The sequence below is a fragment of the Shewanella sp. OMA3-2 genome (assembly GCF_021513195.1).
Taxonomy (GTDB): Bacteria; Pseudomonadota; Gammaproteobacteria; order Enterobacterales; family Shewanellaceae; genus Shewanella.
This window is the reverse complement of sequence record NZ_CP090974.1, coordinates 384,986-405,153: the sequence shown is the minus strand read 5'-3', so window position 1 is coordinate 405,153 and position 20,168 is coordinate 384,986. Positions and strand designations below refer to the sequence as shown.

General features: G+C 41.9%; 18 protein-coding genes and 1 pseudogene. 13 read left to right on the top strand and 6 right to left on the bottom strand.

Annotation, left to right across the window (positions count from 1 at the left end; translation table 11 throughout):
* Nucleotides 1–72: 72 nt before the first annotated feature.
* A complete protein-coding gene (locus L0B17_RS01875; RefSeq protein ID WP_235087174.1) occupies nt 73–1,893 on the bottom strand; it encodes a DUF885 domain-containing protein in 1,821 nt (606 codons plus the stop codon).
* A 223-nt stretch (nt 1,894–2,116) separates the two neighbouring features.
* Here L0B17_RS01875 and add point away from each other — a divergent pair, with 223 nt between their 5' ends.
* Both add and L0B17_RS01865 read left to right on the top strand, forming a co-directional pair.
* Nucleotides 2,117–3,112 (top strand): adenosine deaminase, encoded by a 996-nt coding sequence (add, locus tag L0B17_RS01870; protein WP_235087173.1) that lies wholly within the window; start codon nt 2,117–2,119, stop codon nt 3,110–3,112.
* A 139-nt stretch (nt 3,113–3,251) separates the two neighbouring features.
* On the top strand, nt 3,252–4,577 hold the full coding sequence (locus tag L0B17_RS01865; RefSeq protein ID WP_235085703.1) for an IS4 family transposase: 1,326 nt from the start codon (nt 3,252–3,254) through the stop codon (nt 4,575–4,577).
* A 57-nt stretch (nt 4,578–4,634) separates the two neighbouring features.
* Here L0B17_RS01865 and hemN read toward each other — a convergent pair whose 3' ends face one another.
* The 3 genes from hemN to L0B17_RS01850 all read right to left on the bottom strand — a co-directional run bounded on the left by hemN (nt 4,635) and on the right by L0B17_RS01850 (nt 8,556).
* Nucleotides 4,635–5,975, bottom strand: coding sequence for an oxygen-independent coproporphyrinogen III oxidase (hemN, locus tag L0B17_RS01860; RefSeq protein ID WP_235089482.1), 1,341 nt, complete (start codon nt 5,973–5,975; stop codon nt 4,635–4,637).
* Between the two features lie 179 nt (nt 5,976–6,154).
* On the bottom strand, nt 6,155–6,949 hold the full coding sequence (locus L0B17_RS01855; RefSeq protein ID WP_235087172.1) for an NRDE family protein: 795 nt from the start codon (nt 6,947–6,949) through the stop codon (nt 6,155–6,157).
* Between the two features lie 50 nt (nt 6,950–6,999).
* Nucleotides 7,000–8,556 (bottom strand): metal transporter, encoded by a 1,557-nt coding sequence (locus L0B17_RS01850; RefSeq protein ID WP_235087170.1) that lies wholly within the window; start codon nt 8,554–8,556, stop codon nt 7,000–7,002.
* Between the two features lie 272 nt (nt 8,557–8,828).
* Here L0B17_RS01850 and L0B17_RS01845 point away from each other — a divergent pair, with 272 nt between their 5' ends.
* From L0B17_RS01845 to L0B17_RS18255, 4 genes and pseudogenes are all read left to right on the top strand, one after another.
* A complete protein-coding gene (locus L0B17_RS01845) occupies nt 8,829–9,425 on the top strand; it encodes a YhgN family NAAT transporter (protein WP_235087168.1) in 597 nt (198 codons plus the stop codon).
* A gap of 257 nt (nt 9,426–9,682) precedes the next feature.
* On the top strand, nt 9,683–9,994 hold the full coding sequence (locus L0B17_RS01840; protein ID WP_235087167.1) for a hypothetical protein: 312 nt from the start codon (nt 9,683–9,685) through the stop codon (nt 9,992–9,994).
* A 12-nt stretch (nt 9,995–10,006) separates the two neighbouring features.
* Nucleotides 10,007–12,148 (top strand): annotated as a pseudogene (locus L0B17_RS01835) (hypothetical protein); the annotation flags it as partial.
* A 20-nt stretch (nt 12,149–12,168) separates the two neighbouring features.
* A complete protein-coding gene (locus L0B17_RS18255; RefSeq protein WP_443019932.1) occupies nt 12,169–12,828 on the top strand; it encodes a PKD domain-containing protein in 660 nt (219 codons plus the stop codon).
* Between the two features lie 29 nt (nt 12,829–12,857).
* Here the strand turns inward: L0B17_RS18255 and L0B17_RS01825 are convergent, their stop codons facing one another.
* Nucleotides 12,858–13,433, bottom strand: coding sequence for a chorismate--pyruvate lyase family protein (locus tag L0B17_RS01825; RefSeq protein WP_235087161.1), 576 nt, complete (start codon nt 13,431–13,433; stop codon nt 12,858–12,860).
* Nucleotides 13,434–13,543: 110 nt separating this feature from the next.
* Between L0B17_RS01825 and L0B17_RS01820 the strand changes: the two genes are divergently transcribed.
* Both L0B17_RS01820 and rlmF read left to right on the top strand, forming a co-directional pair.
* The gene (locus tag L0B17_RS01820) at nt 13,544–13,942 is read left to right on the top strand and encodes a flagellar basal body-associated protein FliL (protein WP_235087160.1); all 399 of its coding nucleotides are present in this window, start codon (nt 13,544–13,546) and stop codon (nt 13,940–13,942) included.
* The gene (rlmF, locus tag L0B17_RS01815; RefSeq protein ID WP_235087158.1) at nt 13,942–14,964 is read left to right on the top strand and encodes a 23S rRNA (adenine(1618)-N(6))-methyltransferase RlmF; all 1,023 of its coding nucleotides are present in this window, start codon (nt 13,942–13,944) and stop codon (nt 14,962–14,964) included. Before L0B17_RS01820 ends, rlmF begins: the two co-directional genes overlap by 1 nt.
* Before the next feature lie 82 nt (nt 14,965–15,046).
* Here rlmF and L0B17_RS01810 read toward each other — a convergent pair whose 3' ends face one another.
* On the bottom strand, nt 15,047–15,895 hold the full coding sequence (locus tag L0B17_RS01810; RefSeq protein ID WP_235087156.1) for a formate dehydrogenase accessory sulfurtransferase FdhD: 849 nt from the start codon (nt 15,893–15,895) through the stop codon (nt 15,047–15,049).
* Between the two features lie 368 nt (nt 15,896–16,263).
* On the opposite strand from L0B17_RS01810, the gene L0B17_RS01805 reads away from it, so the two are divergent.
* The 5 genes from L0B17_RS01805 to L0B17_RS01785 all read left to right on the top strand — a co-directional run bounded on the left by L0B17_RS01805 (nt 16,264) and on the right by L0B17_RS01785 (nt 20,153).
* Nucleotides 16,264–16,731 carry a DUF3305 domain-containing protein gene (locus L0B17_RS01805; RefSeq protein ID WP_235087155.1) on the top strand — a complete coding sequence of 156 codons (468 nt, stop codon included), beginning with the start codon at nt 16,264–16,266 and terminating at the stop codon, nt 16,729–16,731.
* Entirely contained in the window at nt 16,728–17,426 is a 699-nt protein-coding gene (locus L0B17_RS01800) for a DUF3306 domain-containing protein (protein ID WP_235087153.1), read from the top strand. The genes L0B17_RS01805 and L0B17_RS01800 overlap by 4 nt, the downstream gene beginning before the upstream one ends.
* Nucleotides 17,427–17,520: 94 nt before the next feature.
* Entirely contained in the window at nt 17,521–19,203 is a 1,683-nt protein-coding gene (locus L0B17_RS01795) for a 4Fe-4S binding protein (protein WP_235087151.1), read from the top strand.
* A gap of 10 nt (nt 19,204–19,213) precedes the next feature.
* A complete protein-coding gene (locus L0B17_RS01790) occupies nt 19,214–19,879 on the top strand; it encodes a TorD/DmsD family molecular chaperone (protein ID WP_235087150.1) in 666 nt (221 codons plus the stop codon).
* Between the two features lie 76 nt (nt 19,880–19,955).
* Nucleotides 19,956–20,153 carry a formate dehydrogenase gene (locus L0B17_RS01785; protein ID WP_235087148.1) on the top strand — a complete coding sequence of 66 codons (198 nt, stop codon included), beginning with the start codon at nt 19,956–19,958 and terminating at the stop codon, nt 20,151–20,153.
* The last annotated feature ends 15 nt before the right edge of the window (nt 20,154–20,168 follow it).

The window sequence follows — 20,168 nt, the reverse complement described above, 5'->3', positions numbered from 1 at the left end:
TTGTTTTCCAGGTAAGTCGATAGTATTTCATCATAACGTATTTCCCCCGCTAGAACAGCGGGGGAAATATGATTAAGCAGACTTTTTAGCTATGTAAGCATCTATCATTTGCTCCAGAATAGGCATGGGTACTGAACCATTTTCTAATACAGCATCGTGAAACTCTCTGATATTGAATTTTTCACCTAAAGCGTCTTCAGCTTTTGTTCGTAATCGTTTAATGGTTAGTTCACCAATTTTATATGAAAGTGCCTGTCCTGGCCAAGAGATGTAACGATCAATCTCAGTGTTAACATTATGCATAGATAAAGCGGTATTGTTGGCCATAAAATCAACTGCTTGTTGACGACTCCAACCTTTAGCATGCATACCAGTATCAACTACCAGTCGAGCTGCGCGCCACATTTCATAGGTTAATCGACCAAAGTTACTGTAAGGGTCTTGATAAAATCCCGCTTCAAGCCCTAAGTATTCTGAATATAAACCCCAACCTTCACCAAAAGCCGAAATATAGCTATAACGCCTAAAATTAGGTAAATCGGTTAATTCTTTATTTAATGATATTTGTAGGTGGTGCCCTGGAACCGCTTCATGCAAGGTTAACGCTTCCATTTCATATAGAGGGCGTTTATCTAACGCATAAGTGTTGACCCAGTAATATCCTGGTTGATCATCTCGATCAGAACCTGCATATCTTCCAGTGGTGTATTTAGGCGCTATTTCAGCAGGTACAGGCGCAATACCGTAGGGGGTTCTGGGGAGTTTGCCAAAATACTTAGGCAAAATAGCATCGGCTTTTTTAGCTATATATGCTGCTTCTTTAAGTAACTCTTCTGCGGTTTTAGGGTAAAACTGTGGGTCAGTACGTAGAAAATGTAAAAACTCTGCAAATGTGCCTTTAAAGCCAATGTCCGCGATGATCTGTTCCATTTCTGTTTTAATTCTAGCGACTTCTGTTAACCCAAGTTGATGTACTTCTTCGGCGGTCATTGGCAGTGTGGTGTAGTATTCCACTCGGTTTTGGTAAAATGCAGCCCCGTCTGGTAAGGCTGAGGCAGCGATTTGTTGCCTTGCATTGGGGATGTACTCTTGGGTCATAAAGTCATAAAAATGTTGATAAACGGGCAGTACATTTTCTGAAATAGCTATTTTACCTTGTTGGGCTAATAGCTTTTTCTGTGTTTCAGTAAAATGGGTAGGGAAGGTCGTAAACGGTTTGAAGTAACCACTTTGCTCAACGGGTACAATAAAGGCGCTAATGCTGTCTTCAAAGCCTGTAAGAGTGACCTTTGCTGGTGTTATGCCTGTAGCTAAACCTTGTTTTAACCAAAATGTTTGTTGTGTGAAATAGGTTGGCAGTGCAGCCAGTTTATCTAAGTAATGTTGATAATCTTCTGTGGTATTGAATGATGAATTTGCCATACTGGCAATGTAAGCATGGAAGCCACTTTCTGCAGTGATAGGCAGGTAGTGATCTTTGAATGTGTACATATCGACTTGGTTTTGTAGCTGATCTTGTAAAATTTTAGCATTAATGACGTCATCTTTTGATAACTTGCTTATATCAAGTGCCTTTAATGTATCAAGTATTTGCTGTGTTTGTTTATTTTGTGCTGACAGTGATTCGGGTGATAAATCTGGCAGTTGCCCTGCGGTGTTTTTGTTACCTAAGCTAGCAGCAAGCTCTGGTGAGTATGCTAGATTTAATTGCCATGCACTATTAATTATTGAGTCTAGGGTAGCGTTATGGATGGGCGCGTTGATATTTTGTTTATTATCAGCTGTTTGTTGGTGAGTGGTGTCGCCCAGATAATAATAGGCTTTTGATCCTGAGGTCGTTTTACACCCAGTGATAGCAAGCAATATCAATACAGGTAGAATGAGCTTACGCATATGAATCCCTTTAATAGACAATAAATTACAAATAGCATTATTGCATCACAACATAACAATTCAATTTCAATCATGCCAGTTGATTCAACACAATTATTTGTTACCGATTATGCGTCTTTGGTGATTTTTTGCGTCACTTTTTATTCATGCATGTTAAACTTTGGGCCTGGGTGTTCTAAAAATAGAAAACACATTTAGCCTAGAGAATTAATAGGGGTTACGAATGATAGATAAATCGATTCCGCTGGTTGATTTGCATCGCCATTTGGATGGAAATGTTCGTGTTCAAACCATATGGGAACTCGGCCACAAACACGGCATAGTACTGCCTGCCGACTCGTTAGAAACCTTAGCGCCATTTGTGCAAATTCAAGGTAAAGAAAACAACTTAGTCGCTTTTTTAAAGAAGCTTGACTGGATGGTTGCTGTGCTAGCTGATTTAGATGCGGTGAAGCGCGTTGCCTACGAAAACGTAGTAGATGCTAAAGTATCTGGTTTAGATTATGCCGAACTGCGTTTTAGCCCATATTACATGGCGATGAACCATAATTTACCTATCGAGGCTGTTGTTGAGGCTGTGATTGATGGGGTTAATGCTGGCACCAAAGAGCACGATATTAAAATTAATTTGATCGGTATTATGTCGCGTTCATTCGGCCAAGAAAAATGCCGTTTAGAGTTAGAAGGTTTACTGGCGCATAATGATAAAATTGTTGCGATTGATTTAGCCGGTGATGAGTTAGGTTTTCCGGGGGAATTATTCACCGAGCACTTTAAACGAGTCCGTGATGCGGGTTTACAAATCACCGCTCATGCTGGCGAAGCCGCTGGCCCTGAAAGCATGTGGCAAGCAATTGAGACATTAGGTGCGACTCGTATCGGCCATGGTGTTAATGCCATTAGTGATCCTAAGTTGATGGAATATCTGGCTAAGCATCGTATTGGTATAGAGTCTTGCCCAACCAGTAACCTACATACTTCGACCATTGCAGATTATGATTCACATCCCTTTATGCAGTTCTTTAATTCAGGTGTGTTAATCGGTTTGAATACCGATGACCCAGGGGTAAGTAACATCGATATCAATCATGAATATCGTGTTGCCAAATCTGAAATGGGTTTAACGGATGAGCAGTTGTCGCAAGTTCAACGTAATGGTGTTGAAATGGCGTTTCTGTCTGATAGCGAACGCAAAGCGTTATACGCATCAAAAGCTTAATGCTTTTGATGTTGATAAAAAAGCCAGCTGATGCTTAATGCCGATCAGTTAAGAACTGAAGTGATAAAAAATATACCGATCTATTGACCGATCCTTTTAGTCTGCCAAAATCCGATAATCTTTATTATCGGATTTTTTTATGGAACTTTCAGAAGCACTTGCTCGCACTTCAATTAACCGACTCACCGAATTTTCATCTCTTGCTGATGTCCTTGAACCCGATATTATTCAATCTTGTCTAGACTCCAATGGTGTTGCCACATTAAGACGTCGAAAACTACCCATGGACGCTATGGTTTGGGCTGTTATTGGGATGTCTTTATTTCGCACTGAATCCGTTCGTCAATTGATTAACAAGCTTGATATTGTGCTGCCTCAAGAGGTTGATTATGTGGCGAGAAGTGCTGTCACACAGGCCAGAAAAAAGCTTGGCAGTGATGTGGTTCGCGATATATTTCATCGCTCAGCGGCCACATGGCATCAACGTGCTGAACATCCTCATTGGTGCGGTTTGAACCTCTTTGGCGTTGATGGCGTAGTCTGGAGAACGCCTGAAACGAAAGAGAATAGTGCAGCTTTTGCGCGCACAGCAAACAAATCAAGTGAGTCTGGTTACCCTCAAGTGCGCATGGTTTGTATGATGGAACTGAGTAGTCATTTACTGGTTGATAGCGTCTTTGACAGTGTGGCTGAAAATGAAATGAACTTAGCGGCTAAGCTTATCAAAAGTGTACCCGACAACAGCTTAACCTTGTTTGATAAAGGCTTTTACTCGCTAGGCTTATTACACGATTGGCAGGCTAAAGGCGTCAACACCCATTGGTTATTACCGTTAAAAAAAGGCACTCAATATGAAACAATCCGCAGTTTAGGTAAGCACGATAAGCTTGTCAGGTTAAGTACAACGCCTCAATCGAGAAAGAAACGCCCTGAATTACCATTAACAATAGAAGCCAGATTAACCACTCGTCAGATAAAAGGTAAACAGGTCAACATTCTGAGTTCAATGCTTGATGTTATGGCCTATCCGGGTGCAGAAATAGTTGATTTATATACACATCGCTGGGAGATAGAGCTGGGTTATCGAGAAATGAAACAATATATGTTAGAAAGTCGATTTACGCTGAGAAGCAATCTTCCAGAGTTAATAAATCAAGAGCTATGGGGACTATTATTAGCTTATAATTTAATACGTTATAAAATGATTTTAATGGCGAAATCGCTTAAAAATGTATTTCCAAATCAGCTGAGTTTTCGAGATGCTTCATCTCATATTATCAATCAACTCACTAATATGCCGTTATATGCACCAGGAAATGTTCCGAGGTTTATTTTAGATATAGAGAGAAATGCCAAGCAGTTTAAGCTGGAAGGAAAACGAGAAAGAAGTTATCCAAGGTGCTTAAAAGTCAGTAAAAATGGCTACCCAGTCGCAAAAATAAAAAATGCCGCTCACCTTAAGTGAACGGCATTAAGCTGATGCTGGCTTTTGTTGTTACTGCACATGCCTCTGCATAAATAATTAAATCACGCGCGAGAATTGTTGCTGACGTGCTTTCTGGCGATAATAAACATCAAAACACATACAGATATTACGAATAAGCAAATGACCCGTAGGGCTGACGGTTAAACGGCGATCTGTGATATCGACTAGTTTATCGTCTAAGAAGGTTTGCAGTAGCTTTAAGTCTTCAGCGAAATAATCTTCAAATACGATATCAAATTTCTGCTCAACTTTTGTCATGTCTAGGTCAAAGTGACAGATGATTTGTTTAATCACAGCGCGACGAATTTCATCATCACGATTTAAGCTACAGCCTTTCCACAAAGCGTGGCCTTGTGCATCAATAGATTCATAGTAAGGACGAAGATCTTTTTGGTTTTGAGCATAACAATCACCAATTTGGCTAATTGAAGAGACACCTAACCCGAGTAAGTCACACTCTTCTTGGGTGGTATAACCCTGGAAGTTGCGATGTAATTTACCGGCATTTTGTAGTTTAGCTAATTCATCATCGGGTTTGGCAAAATGGTCCATACCGATAAACTGATAACCTGCGCCCGTTAATGACTCAATGGTTTGCTGCAGCATACTCAACTTTTGCTGTGGCGAGGGCATATCGGCATCTATAATTTTACGCTGCGCGGCAAAACGTGATGGTAAGTGCGCATAGTTAAAGACTGATAAACGGTCTGGAGATAGTTCAATAATCCGAGCGATAGTTTGTGCAAATGTTTCTGGGGTTTGTAATGGTAAGCCGTAAATTAAATCAACGTTTGTAGACACAAAGCCAAGCACTTTTGCTCTGGCAATAAAGTCGAAAATAAATTGCTCGTCCTGTTCACGATTTACCGCCACTTGAACGTCTTTATTGAAATCCTGTACGCCAATTGACACTCGGTTGAAACCAGCTTCTTTTAGTGTATCAAGCATACTGAGTTCAATTTCACGCGGGTCAACTTCGATTGAATATTCGCCCACTTCAGCAAAGTTAAAGTGTTGTTTGATTAATGCTGTTAACTGTAATATTTGTTCTGGTTTCAAGAAGGTTGGCGTGCCGCCACCCCAATGCATTTGAGTCACAGTGTAATGTTTAAATAAAGGTGCGCGCTTAATTATTTCAGTCGCTAAATATTCTATATATTGATCAGCTTTGTGCGAATGACGCGTAATGACTTTATTACAACCGCAGTAATAACAAAGCTTGGCGCAGAATGGAATGTGGACATATAAAGACAGCTTATTACTTTTACTGCCCTTAATTGCCGACAGTAAACTCTGTTCAGTAAAGCTATCATCAAATTCTAATGCTGTCGGGTAAGACGTATAACGTGGACCGCTGTAGTTATATTTCTCGATCATTGACTGATCCCAACCTGTTTGTGTGGGCTGTTCCAAGACGTGTACTCCGATGGTAAATTAGCAATAGACGAATTATGCAGGTTTACCGAATCAATAACTTTGATCTAGGTTGTAAATTTGGTGTTTGAATGTGATAGGCGTAGCAATAACTTATTTTTATCGCAGCTAATTGTCGTTATCTACCGCATTTTATTGGGGTGATTTGATTCTATTTGAAAATGTTGTTGGCCTAAGTTGCGCCCTTTACTGTCAAAGCGTGTTTCATAAAAGTCGATATGCCCGTGAGTATCTTTGAGGATAATCGTGGTTGAGCGAGTGCCATATTGTGGGTGTTGAATAAAGATAGAAGATAAGTGGCGCTCCCACTCTAAATCTAGGCCCGTATTAGGCAGTAAGTTGTCAGTAGCTTGTGTTGTATCTTGCATAAAGCGCTGTAATTCATTAATGCTAATGTTATCGGTTTGCGCAATATACGACTGCAAAGCTTGTTGACCTAACGCCATTTTTGGCCACACATCATCCATATCACCATTACAAACAGCATGGAACCCTTGGGTTAGTTTTTTGGTCGCGGCGCTGCGACTATTGAAGCAGTGAAGTATGTGTTCATGTTCAAAAATTAGATTGAATGGATTGTAATTATGACTATGTTCTTGTAACCATTGCGAGGTAATTGGTAGGTGGTTAGTTACTGACAGAGGTGATGCTAGTGCATTGATAACCAGCTCACCCCTTGATCGCACCCCGTCCTGAAGGTTTTGAGTGCGCAAATTCGTCAAGCCAGCAAATTGTCCCGCTTGATTAACGCCAAGCCAAGTTCCACCGGCCTGTAAATCTTTACCTGCCAGTATGTTTTGATCTGGAGGCCAAAACTGCGCCGGTTGAGTGGCGCGATGATGGAACTCATCTCTATTAGCACAAACGATTAAAGGATACTGAGGGTGGCTTTCGATAGCGAAAAATAAAATGCACATAAGTCTCTCCTGTCATTTTTGCTGTTGCTAATCGTTAGCGACCTTGGTCATTAGTGATGGTGATGAGAATGTCCACCGCTTTGTTTGTGGTTATGTCCGTGATCGGATTTAAGATTTGCGACCATGCGGCTTAGAAATTTTCTTGGTCCTAAGCGCAACAAGCTGGCGCCAAATAGTAAACTGACTACCACTAAGCTTAAGATATTGATCGATTCAGGCAGCTGCAACACATAATTAGAGGTTAGCGTGACTTGATCGGCAACCATAAAGGCGCTTAGTAACACTCCGCCGACCATTAAGCCTTGTTTCCAAGTCATTAATTTTAGCTGTGCAATATTAATGACGGGGGCCGCGAGTAAGCTAAATGCTACCGCCACCTGATTCCATCCGCTGTAAAATAACGCTAAGGCTAAAATTGCTGCCCCTAGATTACAAAAACGCATCGGAATAAAGACTAATAGCAGAATAAACACCTGTAGTGCAGGGTTTTCGAGAGGCACTGACGGATGGCCAATTAAATTGGCTAATATTAAGCTTAATATAATCCAAGGCGCACTGCGGTCGACTAAATGAGCAAAGCCAAATCGCAATGCAGAGCCAGGTAATTGTAAATGCGGATCCGTTAATGGAATTTTACTCCATGTCAGTAACCCGCCAATAACCGCTAAACCAATAATTTGATATAGCGCAAACCAGGGGCCTAATAATGCCAGCGTAATGATTAAGGATTCAGGGCCCGCAAGTCGCTGTAACCATCGTAACGCGAGATTTTTATGCTGAGGTTGTAGCCCTAATTTAAATCTTAGCGCTGCAAATAAATAGCTTAATAGTAATACCGGCGAAATAGTTAATAGCCAGCTAACAAACTGTTCTACACCGTGAGCGTGGTCATGGTCTGAATATGCTTGGCTACCAGTATCCATTAACAGTAAAAGTGCTAATAAAGCTAAACCAAGCAAGCTACCTATGCCCGCTTGATATTGATATTTACCCTGTTTATCAGTGGAGTGTTCACCATGGGGCTGATGTAGTACCACATGTAAAATAGACCCTGTTACAAATGCTTGTAAATAAACGGTATTCTCAATGCTTAATTGATCCAGTAGTTGCTCGCCGGCAAAATAACCGACAGCAGTTAACACCATCATGGCAACTAACACTATGCTTGACCAGCGGGTGCCAACCTGTGGTTTGAGTAACCACCAAATGGCTAAACCTACCGGAAGTCGATGCAATATTACCCCCAGCGCGAGTAGCGGAGAATTACCTTGCTGTTGCGACAGCACCATAGCGCCACCGTCAGTAATGGTATGTAGTAGTAAGCCCGCAATTCCTAAGGTTAGGGTAATGTTATGGGTGATCTCTGAATAGCGATGGAAAATACGTTCACTTGCGGTGGGTCCCCATACGCCTAATACCACAAAAAGCAGTGTGATAAATCCACCGTGTTCAAGCAGTTCTGGCAAAATATGGATGAGCACCAGCCCGCCTAAAGAGACGAATATAAAACCATCTAGACCTTTTTGTAACCCACTACCAGAAGAAAAGTAGCGGTAAAATAAAGGGCCAAATAATAAAGCGATACAACTAGCGGCTAAATAGAGCATGGGTTCCAAGCATAAATCGACAAAAAACGCAGTAGTATAGCATTTTTGTATTCTTATGTAGCTAGCGTGCAGGCATAAGATGTGTAAATTTCAATGGCCTGAGATTAGGGGCTTAGGTTGCCGGTTATTGAATCAATCAGTTTGTGTTGCTTCAGGTGAGAAAAACTAATTTATTGGCTAAAAAATAATAGCGCACTTTCTAGCATCCATAAGCGACGGATTAGGTATACAATATGAGCAATTGTATTGGTTAACTGAATAGATTGTGACTTATGGATATTTTTTCTGCTGCGGTGATGTTGTTTCTAATTATGGATCCACTAGGTAACCTACCTATTTTTGCATCGATTTTGCGTCATATTGATCCCAAGAAACGTCGTAAGGTATTAATTCGTGAATTGCTTATTGCCTTAGTGATTATGTTGCTGTTTTTGTATGCCGGTGAAGCCATTCTTAACTTCTTAAATCTTCGTTCAGAGTCGGTCAGTATTGCTGGTGGGATTATTTTATTTCTTATCGCGATAAAAATGATTTTCCCGCAGCCTGGTGGTGTAGTTGGTTTGGCTGCAGGCGAAGAGCCGTTTATTGTCCCTATGGCTATCCCGCTTATGGCCGGACCGTCTATTTTGGCCGCATTGATATTATTGGCTCATACCGACAGTAGCCGTATGACTGATTGGACTATCGCACTTGTTTCGGCTTGGGGATTAAGTGCCATTATTTTGATGTTTTATAAACTATTTACCCGAGTATTGGGTGAGAAAGGCTTAACCGCTGTAGAGCGTTTAATGGGTATGGTGCTGGTGATGATTTCGGTACAAATGTTCTTAGATGGCATTTCAAGCTACATGAGCACTGTGGCGCAGTAACCTATCGTTTTTAGGTGCTTTCTGTTTGATTTTTAGTGTCTAAATTTTGTATGGCAGTCTACATGACTGCCATTTTTGTTATTCCTGGCAAAATTTAGATTGTTAAAAAGTGATATATCAAAGGCTGTAGTAAAATAAATGATGCTTTATTCCCTCAAGCTTATTGGAACATTAATTCATAAAAGTGAGGGTGTTTTTGTTTGTACGCTAGCGATAACAACTGTTAATCTTACGTGAATACTCTAGGAGTAAACCGAATGGAATCCACTAAAATAGCATTAGTAGTCAGCGTCGTGTTGATGTTTGGTTGTCAGGCTAATGAAGACAATCAACAAACAGAAAATACGGCCTCAGCAGAAGTCAGTCATTCAACAACTGCTGGATGTGGTGCTATGCCACCGATTCGAGATAAATCCAAAATTGCCGATAATTTGCGAAAACAAGGTCTGATTACTGAATCTATGGACCCACAAGAAATTGACCAAGTGGTTGCAAAATACATTAGTAAACGCCAGAAAAAATTTGCGAAATGCCCCAAACCGCTGACACATAAGCCTAGCGATAACTAAGGAAAAATATAGATGAAAAAGACTATAAAATTACCGTTTGCGGCAGTGTTAGGCTTATTGTTGACGATAGGCGTTTCGGTCTCGATTGCTGCACCGATAAAAGGCTCTCCAGCAGATGGCGGGGTGATTAATAAAGAACAAGTACTTTACTGGTTAATCAAGCGCGGCGAAGTCGCAGAAGATGCCAGTGATGAGGTTAAAAACTTAGCGGTTGAAGCATTTGTTGCCCGTGGATTAACGTCTTCATTTACGCCGTCCAAATTTGAGCTAAAGAGCGCCGCATCAGTTAAAGCTCGTCAAGCTAAGCAGACTAAAATGGCGATACAGTCGGCCGTTATGCTGGCGGATGAAGATATCACTAAAACTGTTAAGGTATTGGGCGTGCTGGTGGACTTTCCAGATCTTCGTCATAATGATAATCGCCTAGTCAGTGCCGATACAGATATGTTTTATAGTCGCTATCCAGTATCACACTATCAAAATTTACTCTTTTCAACTTCAGGTTTTACTGGCCCAGATGCTAATCCGGCCACTTTACAATCTGCATATCAATACTTTAAAGCTGCTTCAGGCCAGTCATTTACCTTCAGTGGCAATGTGCTTAATTGGGTTGCCGCAGACAATAATGCAGCTTACTACGGCGGTAATGATGCTGATAATGATGATAACGATAAAGCGGTACCAGAATTGGTAAAAGAAGCGGTTGTTAAAGCGATTGCAGGTATGTCGGATGTTGAATTAGCGACTTATGATATTGAAGATCCTTATGATTTAGACGGTGACGGTAATACTGATGAGGCCGATGGAATCATTGACCACATCATGCTATTCCACTCCAGTGTGGGTGAAGAAGCAGGTGGTGGGGTGCTAGGTGCTGATGCCATTTGGTCGCATCGTTACTTTGTTAATATTGACACCAATGGATACAAAATTCCTGGCCGGAATATGAAAATCTACGGTTATACCGTACAGCCTATTGATGCCGCTGCGGGCGTGTGTACACACGAGTTTGGCCATGACTTAGGGCTTCCGGATGAGTATGACACCACTAATATAGGCGATGGTTCACCAGTGGGGGCTTGGTCATTAATGTCTGGTGGTAGCTGGACAGGTACAATTTCAGGCAGTGAACCAACAGGTTTTAGTCCTTATGCCCGCTCTTATCTACAACAAAAATATAAAGGTAAGTGGGTCAAAGAGCAGGTGGTTGCATTATCAAGTCTTGATGAGTCAGGCTTGAGTGTTAATTTAGCGCATGCGATTGATGCCAACAGCATAAACCAAATCTCGATCCCGTTACCTATTAGCCCCGTTGATTTTACCGCGCCCTATGCGGGAGAGTATCAATACTATTCAGGTCAAGGTAATGATATTAAACAGCAAATGTCGTTTAATGTTTCATTACCTAACGCAACGCCGTTATCGTTAGCTTTCCAAGCACATTGGGATATAGAAGATGATTATGACTATATGCAGCTTAAAGTAAACGGTGTCGCTATAGCGGGTAATTATACTAAAGCGAGCAATCCATTTTATGGCTCAGTTAAGCATTATATTAGCGGTCAATCGAGTGATATAGGCACAGCAACAGGTGAAAACGCATGGGTGAAACTGAGCTATAATTTGGCCGGTATGCAGGACAAAATGTCACTATTTCGATGCATTATGTAACCGATACCGCTGAGGGTGGCTATGGTTTCGTGGTTGATGAACTTGAGCTGACCAACAATAGCACAGTGATTTATAGCGATAATGCAGAAACAGAATCTAAGATGATATTAAATGGCTTTAGCCGAGTTGATGATACTAGACCAGGTAAAGCCAGTCGTTATATCGTGCAACTAAGAAGCCATCAAGGTATTGATAAAGGATTGGCCAGCCAGAGCTATACTCCTGGAGTGTTGATGTGGTTAGAGAACTTTAATCAGCCTGATAATAATGTATCGGATCATGCAGGTGAAGGATTAATTGGTGTCATAGATGCCGACCAAAACTTGATTGGGCGTAGCTCTACTAATGTGCAAATCCGTGATGCAGCGTTCAGTCAATTTGTTCAATCAAGCTATCCAAGTGACAATCACCTGTCTGCCATTAGCATGTTTGATGACAGCAACGACTACAGCGCCCCCCTTAAACCTCAGGCGGGTATTAAGTTAACTGAACTTGGCTTAACCATGGAAGTGACAGCTCAAGCAGCCAATAGTACTTCTGCTACGGTAGAGTTTAAACGTTCAAGCACGATTGTATTACCTCCTAGTCCATTAAACGGTGATATTGTTGCTAACCAAAATGGTGGCACAGTAAACTTTAATGCCAACATAAATGGGGGTGATGGTAATTATCAATACAGTTGGACTTTTGGTGATAATGTTGGCTCTAGCAGTGTGGTTGCACCTAACTATACCTATGCCTCATCGGGTGATTATGCTGTGAAGTTAACGGTTACAGACGGTGAAGGAAATAAGTTAGAGGTTGCTAAAACCGTTAGAGTGGTGATTTTACCTACTGCGGACTTTAGTGTTTCATCAACAAACCTAGTGCTTAGTCTAACAAACAACTCTAGTAATGGTTTTGGCAGTTTGACCTATGCTTGGCAGTTTGGGGATGGTAATCGTAGCACTGCAACCAGCCCAATGCATACCTATGCTCAAGCAGGAACCTACACTATTACGTTAGTGGCAACAGATACACTGGGTAATACCCACGCGGTGACTAAGGCGATAACAGTCTCGTCAGCAGTGGTCACCCCTCCAGCCGAATCGGGTGGCGGTGGTAGTCTGGGGTGGCTAAGTTTGTTGGCGTTAGCTTTATGCAGCGTGCGCCGCAAAATTTAATTTGAGTTTAACTCTGACTGAAATACCGCCTAATCTAGGCGGTATTTTTTTATGTTCTCTACTGCAGCAGGTAGAAATATTTCGCTAACAATCAACTCAGACGTGCCAATATGAAAGTATCGACGACGGCCCCAAAGCGTGTCGTCAACCGATTGAGATAAGCTGGTGGCAAGCTTTGCTAAACGGCCGCAGGTTTTAAAGGCGGCAACTTCAATTTTTCCCGGCACAATCTCGTTATGGGTAAATAACAGTTCACCTAATGGTCTGTTACCCAAGTTAATAAAGTCGTAAAGCGTATTATCTAATAATGCTTGTGGGATTAAGGTGCGGGCGAAAACCCAAGGAACATCGTCTAGACTGAGTAACACTTCACGCACCCAAACGGGTTCTGATTGGCTGGGAAGCTCATCTAGTAAAGGAGACAATAAGTGTTCGCCTAAAACCGTAACGGAGAAATTGTTACAATGCTTTTTCAGTTTCTCGGTTAAACTGCCATTAGATAATAACCAGTTTTTAAGCGGTGTGTGGGGAAGTGAGGCGGCTGTTTCAGGAGAATACCATAAAATTGATTCACCATAAGGAAAGCTATTACTGGTCACATTCATCAAAAACTCGTTACAATATACCTAGACCCGAGCAGTTTATCATGCTCAACAAGATGAAATACATAAAAGCGGCCACCTGCTTATTAATCACTCAAGGAGAGCATCACACTATGCAAAAATTCGTTTCAGCATGCATGCTACTGCTGTTAGTTGCATTTAACGTTCAAGGTGCTGATGAGATCAGTGAAGAGTATGCCTACTATGGCTTTGAGCCTGAAATTGTCACCAATTATATTTCTAATCGTAAGAAATTAGGTTTTGTTCGCATTAGTGTTGAACTGATGGTAAAAAACCCGACAGATCTGGTCAGTATTGAGCGCCACGATCCATTATTGCGGGCAGCCATTGTAGAGATATTGGGGAATCAGGCGGAAGATAAGGTTAAATCATTATCTGGTCGCGATGAAATTCGCCGAGAATGCTATGAGATGGTCAATCGTCTATTAGAGAAGGAAACAGGTCGCTCGCTGGTGGTTAATTTATTGTTTACTAAATATCTGTACGATTAATGCCTGTTAAATCGCCTATGCAGGGCCAAGATCGCCTTGCTAAATCTTCTGCTAGTAAATCCCGCGATAGTAAGTCACTTCACCCCCGTAATCTGCATAATCAGGGCTATGACTTTACCTCGTTGGTTGCTGTATTACCCAAATTGTCCCAGTTTGTTCGCCCTAACCCCTATGGCAATTTATCAATCGACTTTGCCAGTTCCGAGGCGGTAAAAACCTTAAATGCAGCACTGCTTAAATTGCATTATCATATCGATAAATGGGATATCCCCGCGGGGTTTCTGTGCCCACCTATTCCTGGACGGGTAGATTATTTGCATTATATTGCTGATTTATTAGCGGTAAAGGGCAAGGTGCCCAAAGGGGCGAAAATACACGCGCTTGATATTGGAACTGGCGCTAATGGCATTTACCCTTTGTTGGGTATTCAATGTTATGGTTGGCAATTTACCGCATCTGATATCGATGCTAAATCATTAAGAAATGTCGTGGAGATTTGCGCCCATAATCCAGAGGTCAACTCAAAACTTAAATTGGTACAACAAACTGATGCTAAGGCGATATTTACAGGGGTGATTAGCCCAAGTGATCGTATTGATATCACTTTATGTAATCCACCATTCCATCAATCTTTAGATGATGCCATAGCGGGAAATCAACGCAAGCTGTCGAATTTAGCCGCCAATCGTGCCAAAAAGCATTCCGTTGTTAGTGCGCAAAAAAATAAGTCAGCATTAAATTTTGGTGGTCAAAAAGCCGAATTATGGTGTGAAGGGGGCGAGATCCAGTTTTTGCGCAATATGATTACCGAAAGCTGCCAGTTTAAACATCAAGTGTTGTGGTTTAGTTCATTAGTATCTAAATCAGACAACCTAAAACCTTGCTATAAACTGCTTGAAAAGTGTGGTGCAGAGACAATCGATATCATTGAAATGCATCAAGGCAATAAACAAACCCGTATTTTAGTATGGAGTTTTTTAAGCCCAGCATTAAGAGAACAATGGGCTAAATTTCGTTTATAAAATCTATCAATAATAATGGCCAGGCTAATTCAGGGGCAAAGCGTAATAATCAGTGACTAGCCGTTGTTAAAATTTGTAGCGCTTACTTCATATCAAAAACGATGTTCTCTACCCCATGGTAAACCAAAAAGTGACGGCCTTTGGCACGGGCGATAAGGGTTATTCCGAGTTGTTGTGCTAACTCTAACCCCATCTGGGTGACACCACTTCGAGATAACAAAATAGGGATGCCCATCTTGGCCACTTTGATAATCATTTCTGAGGTCAGCCTACCAGTGGTATAGAAAATTTTATCATCACCACTTTGTTGCTCCATCCACATATCGCCCGCTAAGGTATCAACGGCATTATGGCGTCCCACATCTTCGACAAACGCGAGAATTTTATCATCTTGGCAGATGCCACAACCATGCACAGCACCGGCATTTTTGTAAGTTTCATTATAGGCGTTGATGTTATTCAATAAACTGTAAATAACCGACTGCTTTAACTGTGGTGCCGATAAGTGAATTTCATCTAACCCTTGTAAAAAACCGCCATAAATCGTGCCTTGACCACAGCCAGATGTCACCGTTTTTTCAGATAGTTTTTCGGTTAAATCATCGATGTTTTCTGTGGTAATAACGGCGGCAGAATTGACGTCCCAATCCACAATTACTGACTCGAGTAAGTGGATGTCGCTAATAAATCCCTGGTTTTTTAAATAGCCTAAAGTGAGTGACTCAGGTTTGGCTCCTAATGTCATCAGCGTCACAATCGGTTGCCAGTTTAAATAAACGGTTAATGGTCGCTCACAGGCCACAAATTTATCTAATGCCTCTCCTTGTTCGTTATAAGCCACAACGGGTAACGTGAGCGGCACTTCAGTTTGGGTTCTGATAAATTTGATAGCTGATTTACGGGCTGACAAGTGCTCAGTAGATTGGGTCATAAGCAAGGTTTACCTTGTAGGTTATTGGCAGCAATCATTTATCAAATACCACCATAAATACATTATTAGCAGCAACAATAAAAATAAGAATATCAATTTTTCTCATTTCAGTATGCAGATGTTTAGCGTTGCGTGATCTTGCGCATGTTTTACTCAATCGAACTGTAAAAGCGTGTATTTATGTCCTACATTTAAAATACCTCTAGGACAATTTGTCTATCTGTTGATTGGATTTTGAGATCCTCCTCAAATTTATCCCCATAAAACATATTGGCATTATTATTGCTCCACATAGGATAACTATAGAGTATTTCTCGCGTGCCACAGGCATTTATTAAGTGTTAAGCAACACAAAGGTGAAGCACCGTATGCAACATACCGAAAGCGTTTGGCCAATGTATGTCTCGTTAAAAAAAGTGATAAAGCAAGTTGGTCGTTGGACCACCATATGCTGGGAAATAGACCAAATGGTGCCAGCAACTCAGCCAGCGCCTGCAGGTGCCAAGCTAATCTTACTTGAGTTACATCGTGATCAACGTGGCAGTTACCGTATCAATCTTGATATGGACAACGCGATGATCTACATAGTGTGCGATGAACTTGCCGATGGCACTTGGGTACCGGCAATGATTTCTGCCGACCAAAATGTCGGTGCTGGCTGTTTAGAGTCCGATACGCCGATGTTTAATGTATTGATGCCGACAGCCATAGCATGTTGGATTGAAGCGTTTATTACCCGCCATGGTGAAGTGGAAATTAGTGCCCATCGTCGCAAGCATGTTAATCGTCGTAACAACGATGGCCCAAGTGCAAATCGCCCAGGAAAAATGCAATGAGTGGTTTGTTAAGCCGTTGGAATCAGCGCCGTGAACACGTTGCCAAAGAGGCAGAGCAGACAGATATTGCTGAAAATGAACCGACTCAAGTCAGTCATCAAGTGAGCAATGCCAATGATATCAGCATTGCAGCTCCTCAGGATGTTTCAGCAAGGTTAGAAATAGAAGCAGGCTTAATTCAAGCGGACTCCAACCTTGATGCTGATGACCCTAACGCACTTTCAGCACCAGCATTACCCGATCCTGATTCGATTGAAGTGGGCGGGAGTTTTGCTCGCTTTATGGCTAAAAACGTTGACCCAGCGACCAAAGCCGCGGCATTAAAAGCGCTTTGGAAGCAGCCGCAATATAGTCACATCGACGGTTTGCTTGAATACGCCTTAGATTATACCAATCAACCTAAATTATCGGCTGAAATGTCAGCAGAGCTGGCAAAGAAAATATTTAAATACGTTATTGAGAAAGAACAAGTGTCAGAGGATGAAATGCTTGCAACAGCTCAGCCTGATGAACTAAGCGATTCATCTGACCTTGAGCAGAATTTGATTCGCTCAGAAACAACAGTAGCAACAGACAATATAAGCAGTACCGATTTAGATAATCTTGATGCTAATCCAACATTGGCTTCAATGGACGCGCAGCCTGATGAGCAGCTACTCCATCCTTTTACCGGTGACGCGGTAAAAGTTAGCTAATTTGGAAGCGCTAATAATTAGCGATTAGCAATCAATATCACCAGATATTGCTAGTGAGAAAATAGCTCACTTAATAATAAAAATTAGGAACGCAATGAGTATGAGACAATCCCAGTTCGAGCTTAAGCAAGCTCGGCAACAAGTGATGGCCAATACCCAAATTCTGCAGAATTTGATCCCGCCTACGGTAAGTTATTCCACCCAAGGCCATGTGTTGTTCATCGGCCCTGAAGATTTAGCTCGCCTTGCTGCTGACAGTCTTCCCATGATGGTCAGTCGAGTCATTTTGGCTAATGAGTCTATTACCAGCCAAGATGAAGACTACCTTGAAAAGGTCATTCATGCCGCAGAAGGTGTTGAGAGCTTTTACAATAAACTCAAAACGATTAAAGGCTTTTTAGGTCAGTTTCAAGTCAGTGTAGAGGCCGATGCTGGTGGCATTGTTGAATTGAGTGTTGTGGCTATTCGTCAGGCACATTTTGACATTATCGTCGATTTAAGTTCAGCCCCTTGTATTAACCTTGAATTACTTCCAGCAGGTTATTTCTATGTAGGCTCTGATGCCCATAAATTAGCAGCAGCCATTACACAAATTCCAGATTTAGTCGGTGAGTTTGATAAGCCCCGCTACGTTAAGGTTAATGCTGATATTTGCGCGCATAATCGCAATGGCATTAATGGGTGTAACCGCTGTTTAAATTTTTGTCCCGCCGATGCGATTAGCAGTATTGAACAAAAAATTGAAATCGATCCCTATCTTTGCCACGGCGCAGGCAGTTGTACCAACTTATGCCCAACCGGTGCTATCAGCTACGACCTACCTACGCCGAAATCGCTGCATAGCTATCTTGAAAAGTTAATTAGCCGTTATCGTGCAGAAACACAAGTCGCACCAGTGATTTTATTCCATGACAATATTATCGGTAGTGAGCTTGTTACCGACACTTTACCAGGAGATGTGCTACCCATCGCAATGGAAGAGATTACCGTTGCCAGTATTGACCATTGGTTCGCCGCATTAGCCCTCGGCGCGCGTGAAGTGTTGATTTTGAATACCGACGCGACCGCGCCAACATTAACCCAAATGTTGCAGGGTGAACTTAGCTTAGCCAACCGCATATTAGATGAAATGGGCCAACCACAGCGTTTACGTCTTATTTCAGCCACTGATCTTACTTTGCTTGAACAGCCGTTAGCGATAAGCACGACTTGGCCTGTCATTGTGCCGATAACCCTAGTCGCCAACGCTGATAGCCACAACGCCAAGCGGGATGTGTTGTACCAAGCAATTGACCATCTTAACAGTCAGGCAGGTGCGATTCTAACTCAACTCACGTTACCCAATGTGCCTTATGGTCAAGTAAAAGTGAATGTTGAACAATGCACTTTATGTATGTCGTGTGTGTCAATTTGTCCAACACAAGCATTAAAGGACGGCGGTGAAACACCGGCATTGCGTTTTGTGGAGCAAGATTGCGTCCAGTGTGGTTTATGTGAAAGTGCTTGTCCTGAAAATGTCATTAGTTTAGCGCCACAAGTGAACTTTGATAAAGACAGTCGTCAAGGACTCATCACCCTAAAAGAAGAAGCTCCCTTTGAATGTATTACTTGTGGTAGCGCTTTTGCTACTCAATCAATGGTGCGCAAAATGGTTGAGATGGTCGGCGCACACAGCGCATTTAGTGCCAATATCGAACGTTTGAAAATGTGTGGCGACTGCCGTGTAAAAGACATGTTTGAAGACATCCTTCAAGATCCAGAAAAGCAATTGCGATAAGAGATCTGCTATGACCCAAATAGAAAGAGACATCAGTGAAAACGATCAATTAAGAGCCGATATTTATCAGCTATTAGCGGCATTGTTACGTCGTCACCCTAATGCAGAGTTATTACAGTTTTTGGCCGATTTAGACGTAGACGCCGAGGAAGGTAATGCGATGAATCAAGCATGGAACGCCTTAAAAACGGTAGCTAAAAGTAGTGACGTAGACACATTAGAACATGAGTATTTTAGTATTTTCTTAGGTGTCGGCAGCGGTGAGATTATCCCTTATGGCAGTTGGTTTATGACCGGTTCATTAATGGATAAGCCATTAGCATTGCTGCGTACTGACCTGATGCAAATGGGGTTTGAGCGCCAAGACAATGTTAAAGAGCCTGAAGATCATGTTGCGGCATTATGCGAAGTAATGGGCGTGTTGATTTTAGACGCGCCAGGCTATCGCCAATTGGCATTTTATCAACGTCATATAGGTTCATGGATTAATCGCTTTTGTGAAGCATTAGCAAGCACGCCTAGCGCAAAGTTCTACATAGCCGTAGCGCAATTAGCCAAAGCGTTTTTTGAAACAGAAGTAAACGAATTTGACCAACTGAGTTTAGACATACCGCTGAACTGCCCTGGCAGTAAAGAACTTGAACCGGTAACTGACGAAGTCGTGCAAGTAAACTAATGACTAAGTGGCATTAGCCATGATGTTAGTCATTTATGCCTTAAGTCATTTAAGGTGATTTAAACAAGGAGAAACTATGAAGAAGCAAGCTTCCGACATGGGTCGCCGTCAAATGCTAAAAACGTTGGCGTTAGGTAGTGTGGCTGGTGCAGTTGCCAGTGTGAGTGCGCCAGCATTAGCAGCGGCATCACCCAAAGCAACGGACGAGCCATCGAGTGATAACTATAAAGAAACAGAGCATATTCGTAGCTACTATGCCTCGTTAAGTAAATAACCAATAGGAGAGGGT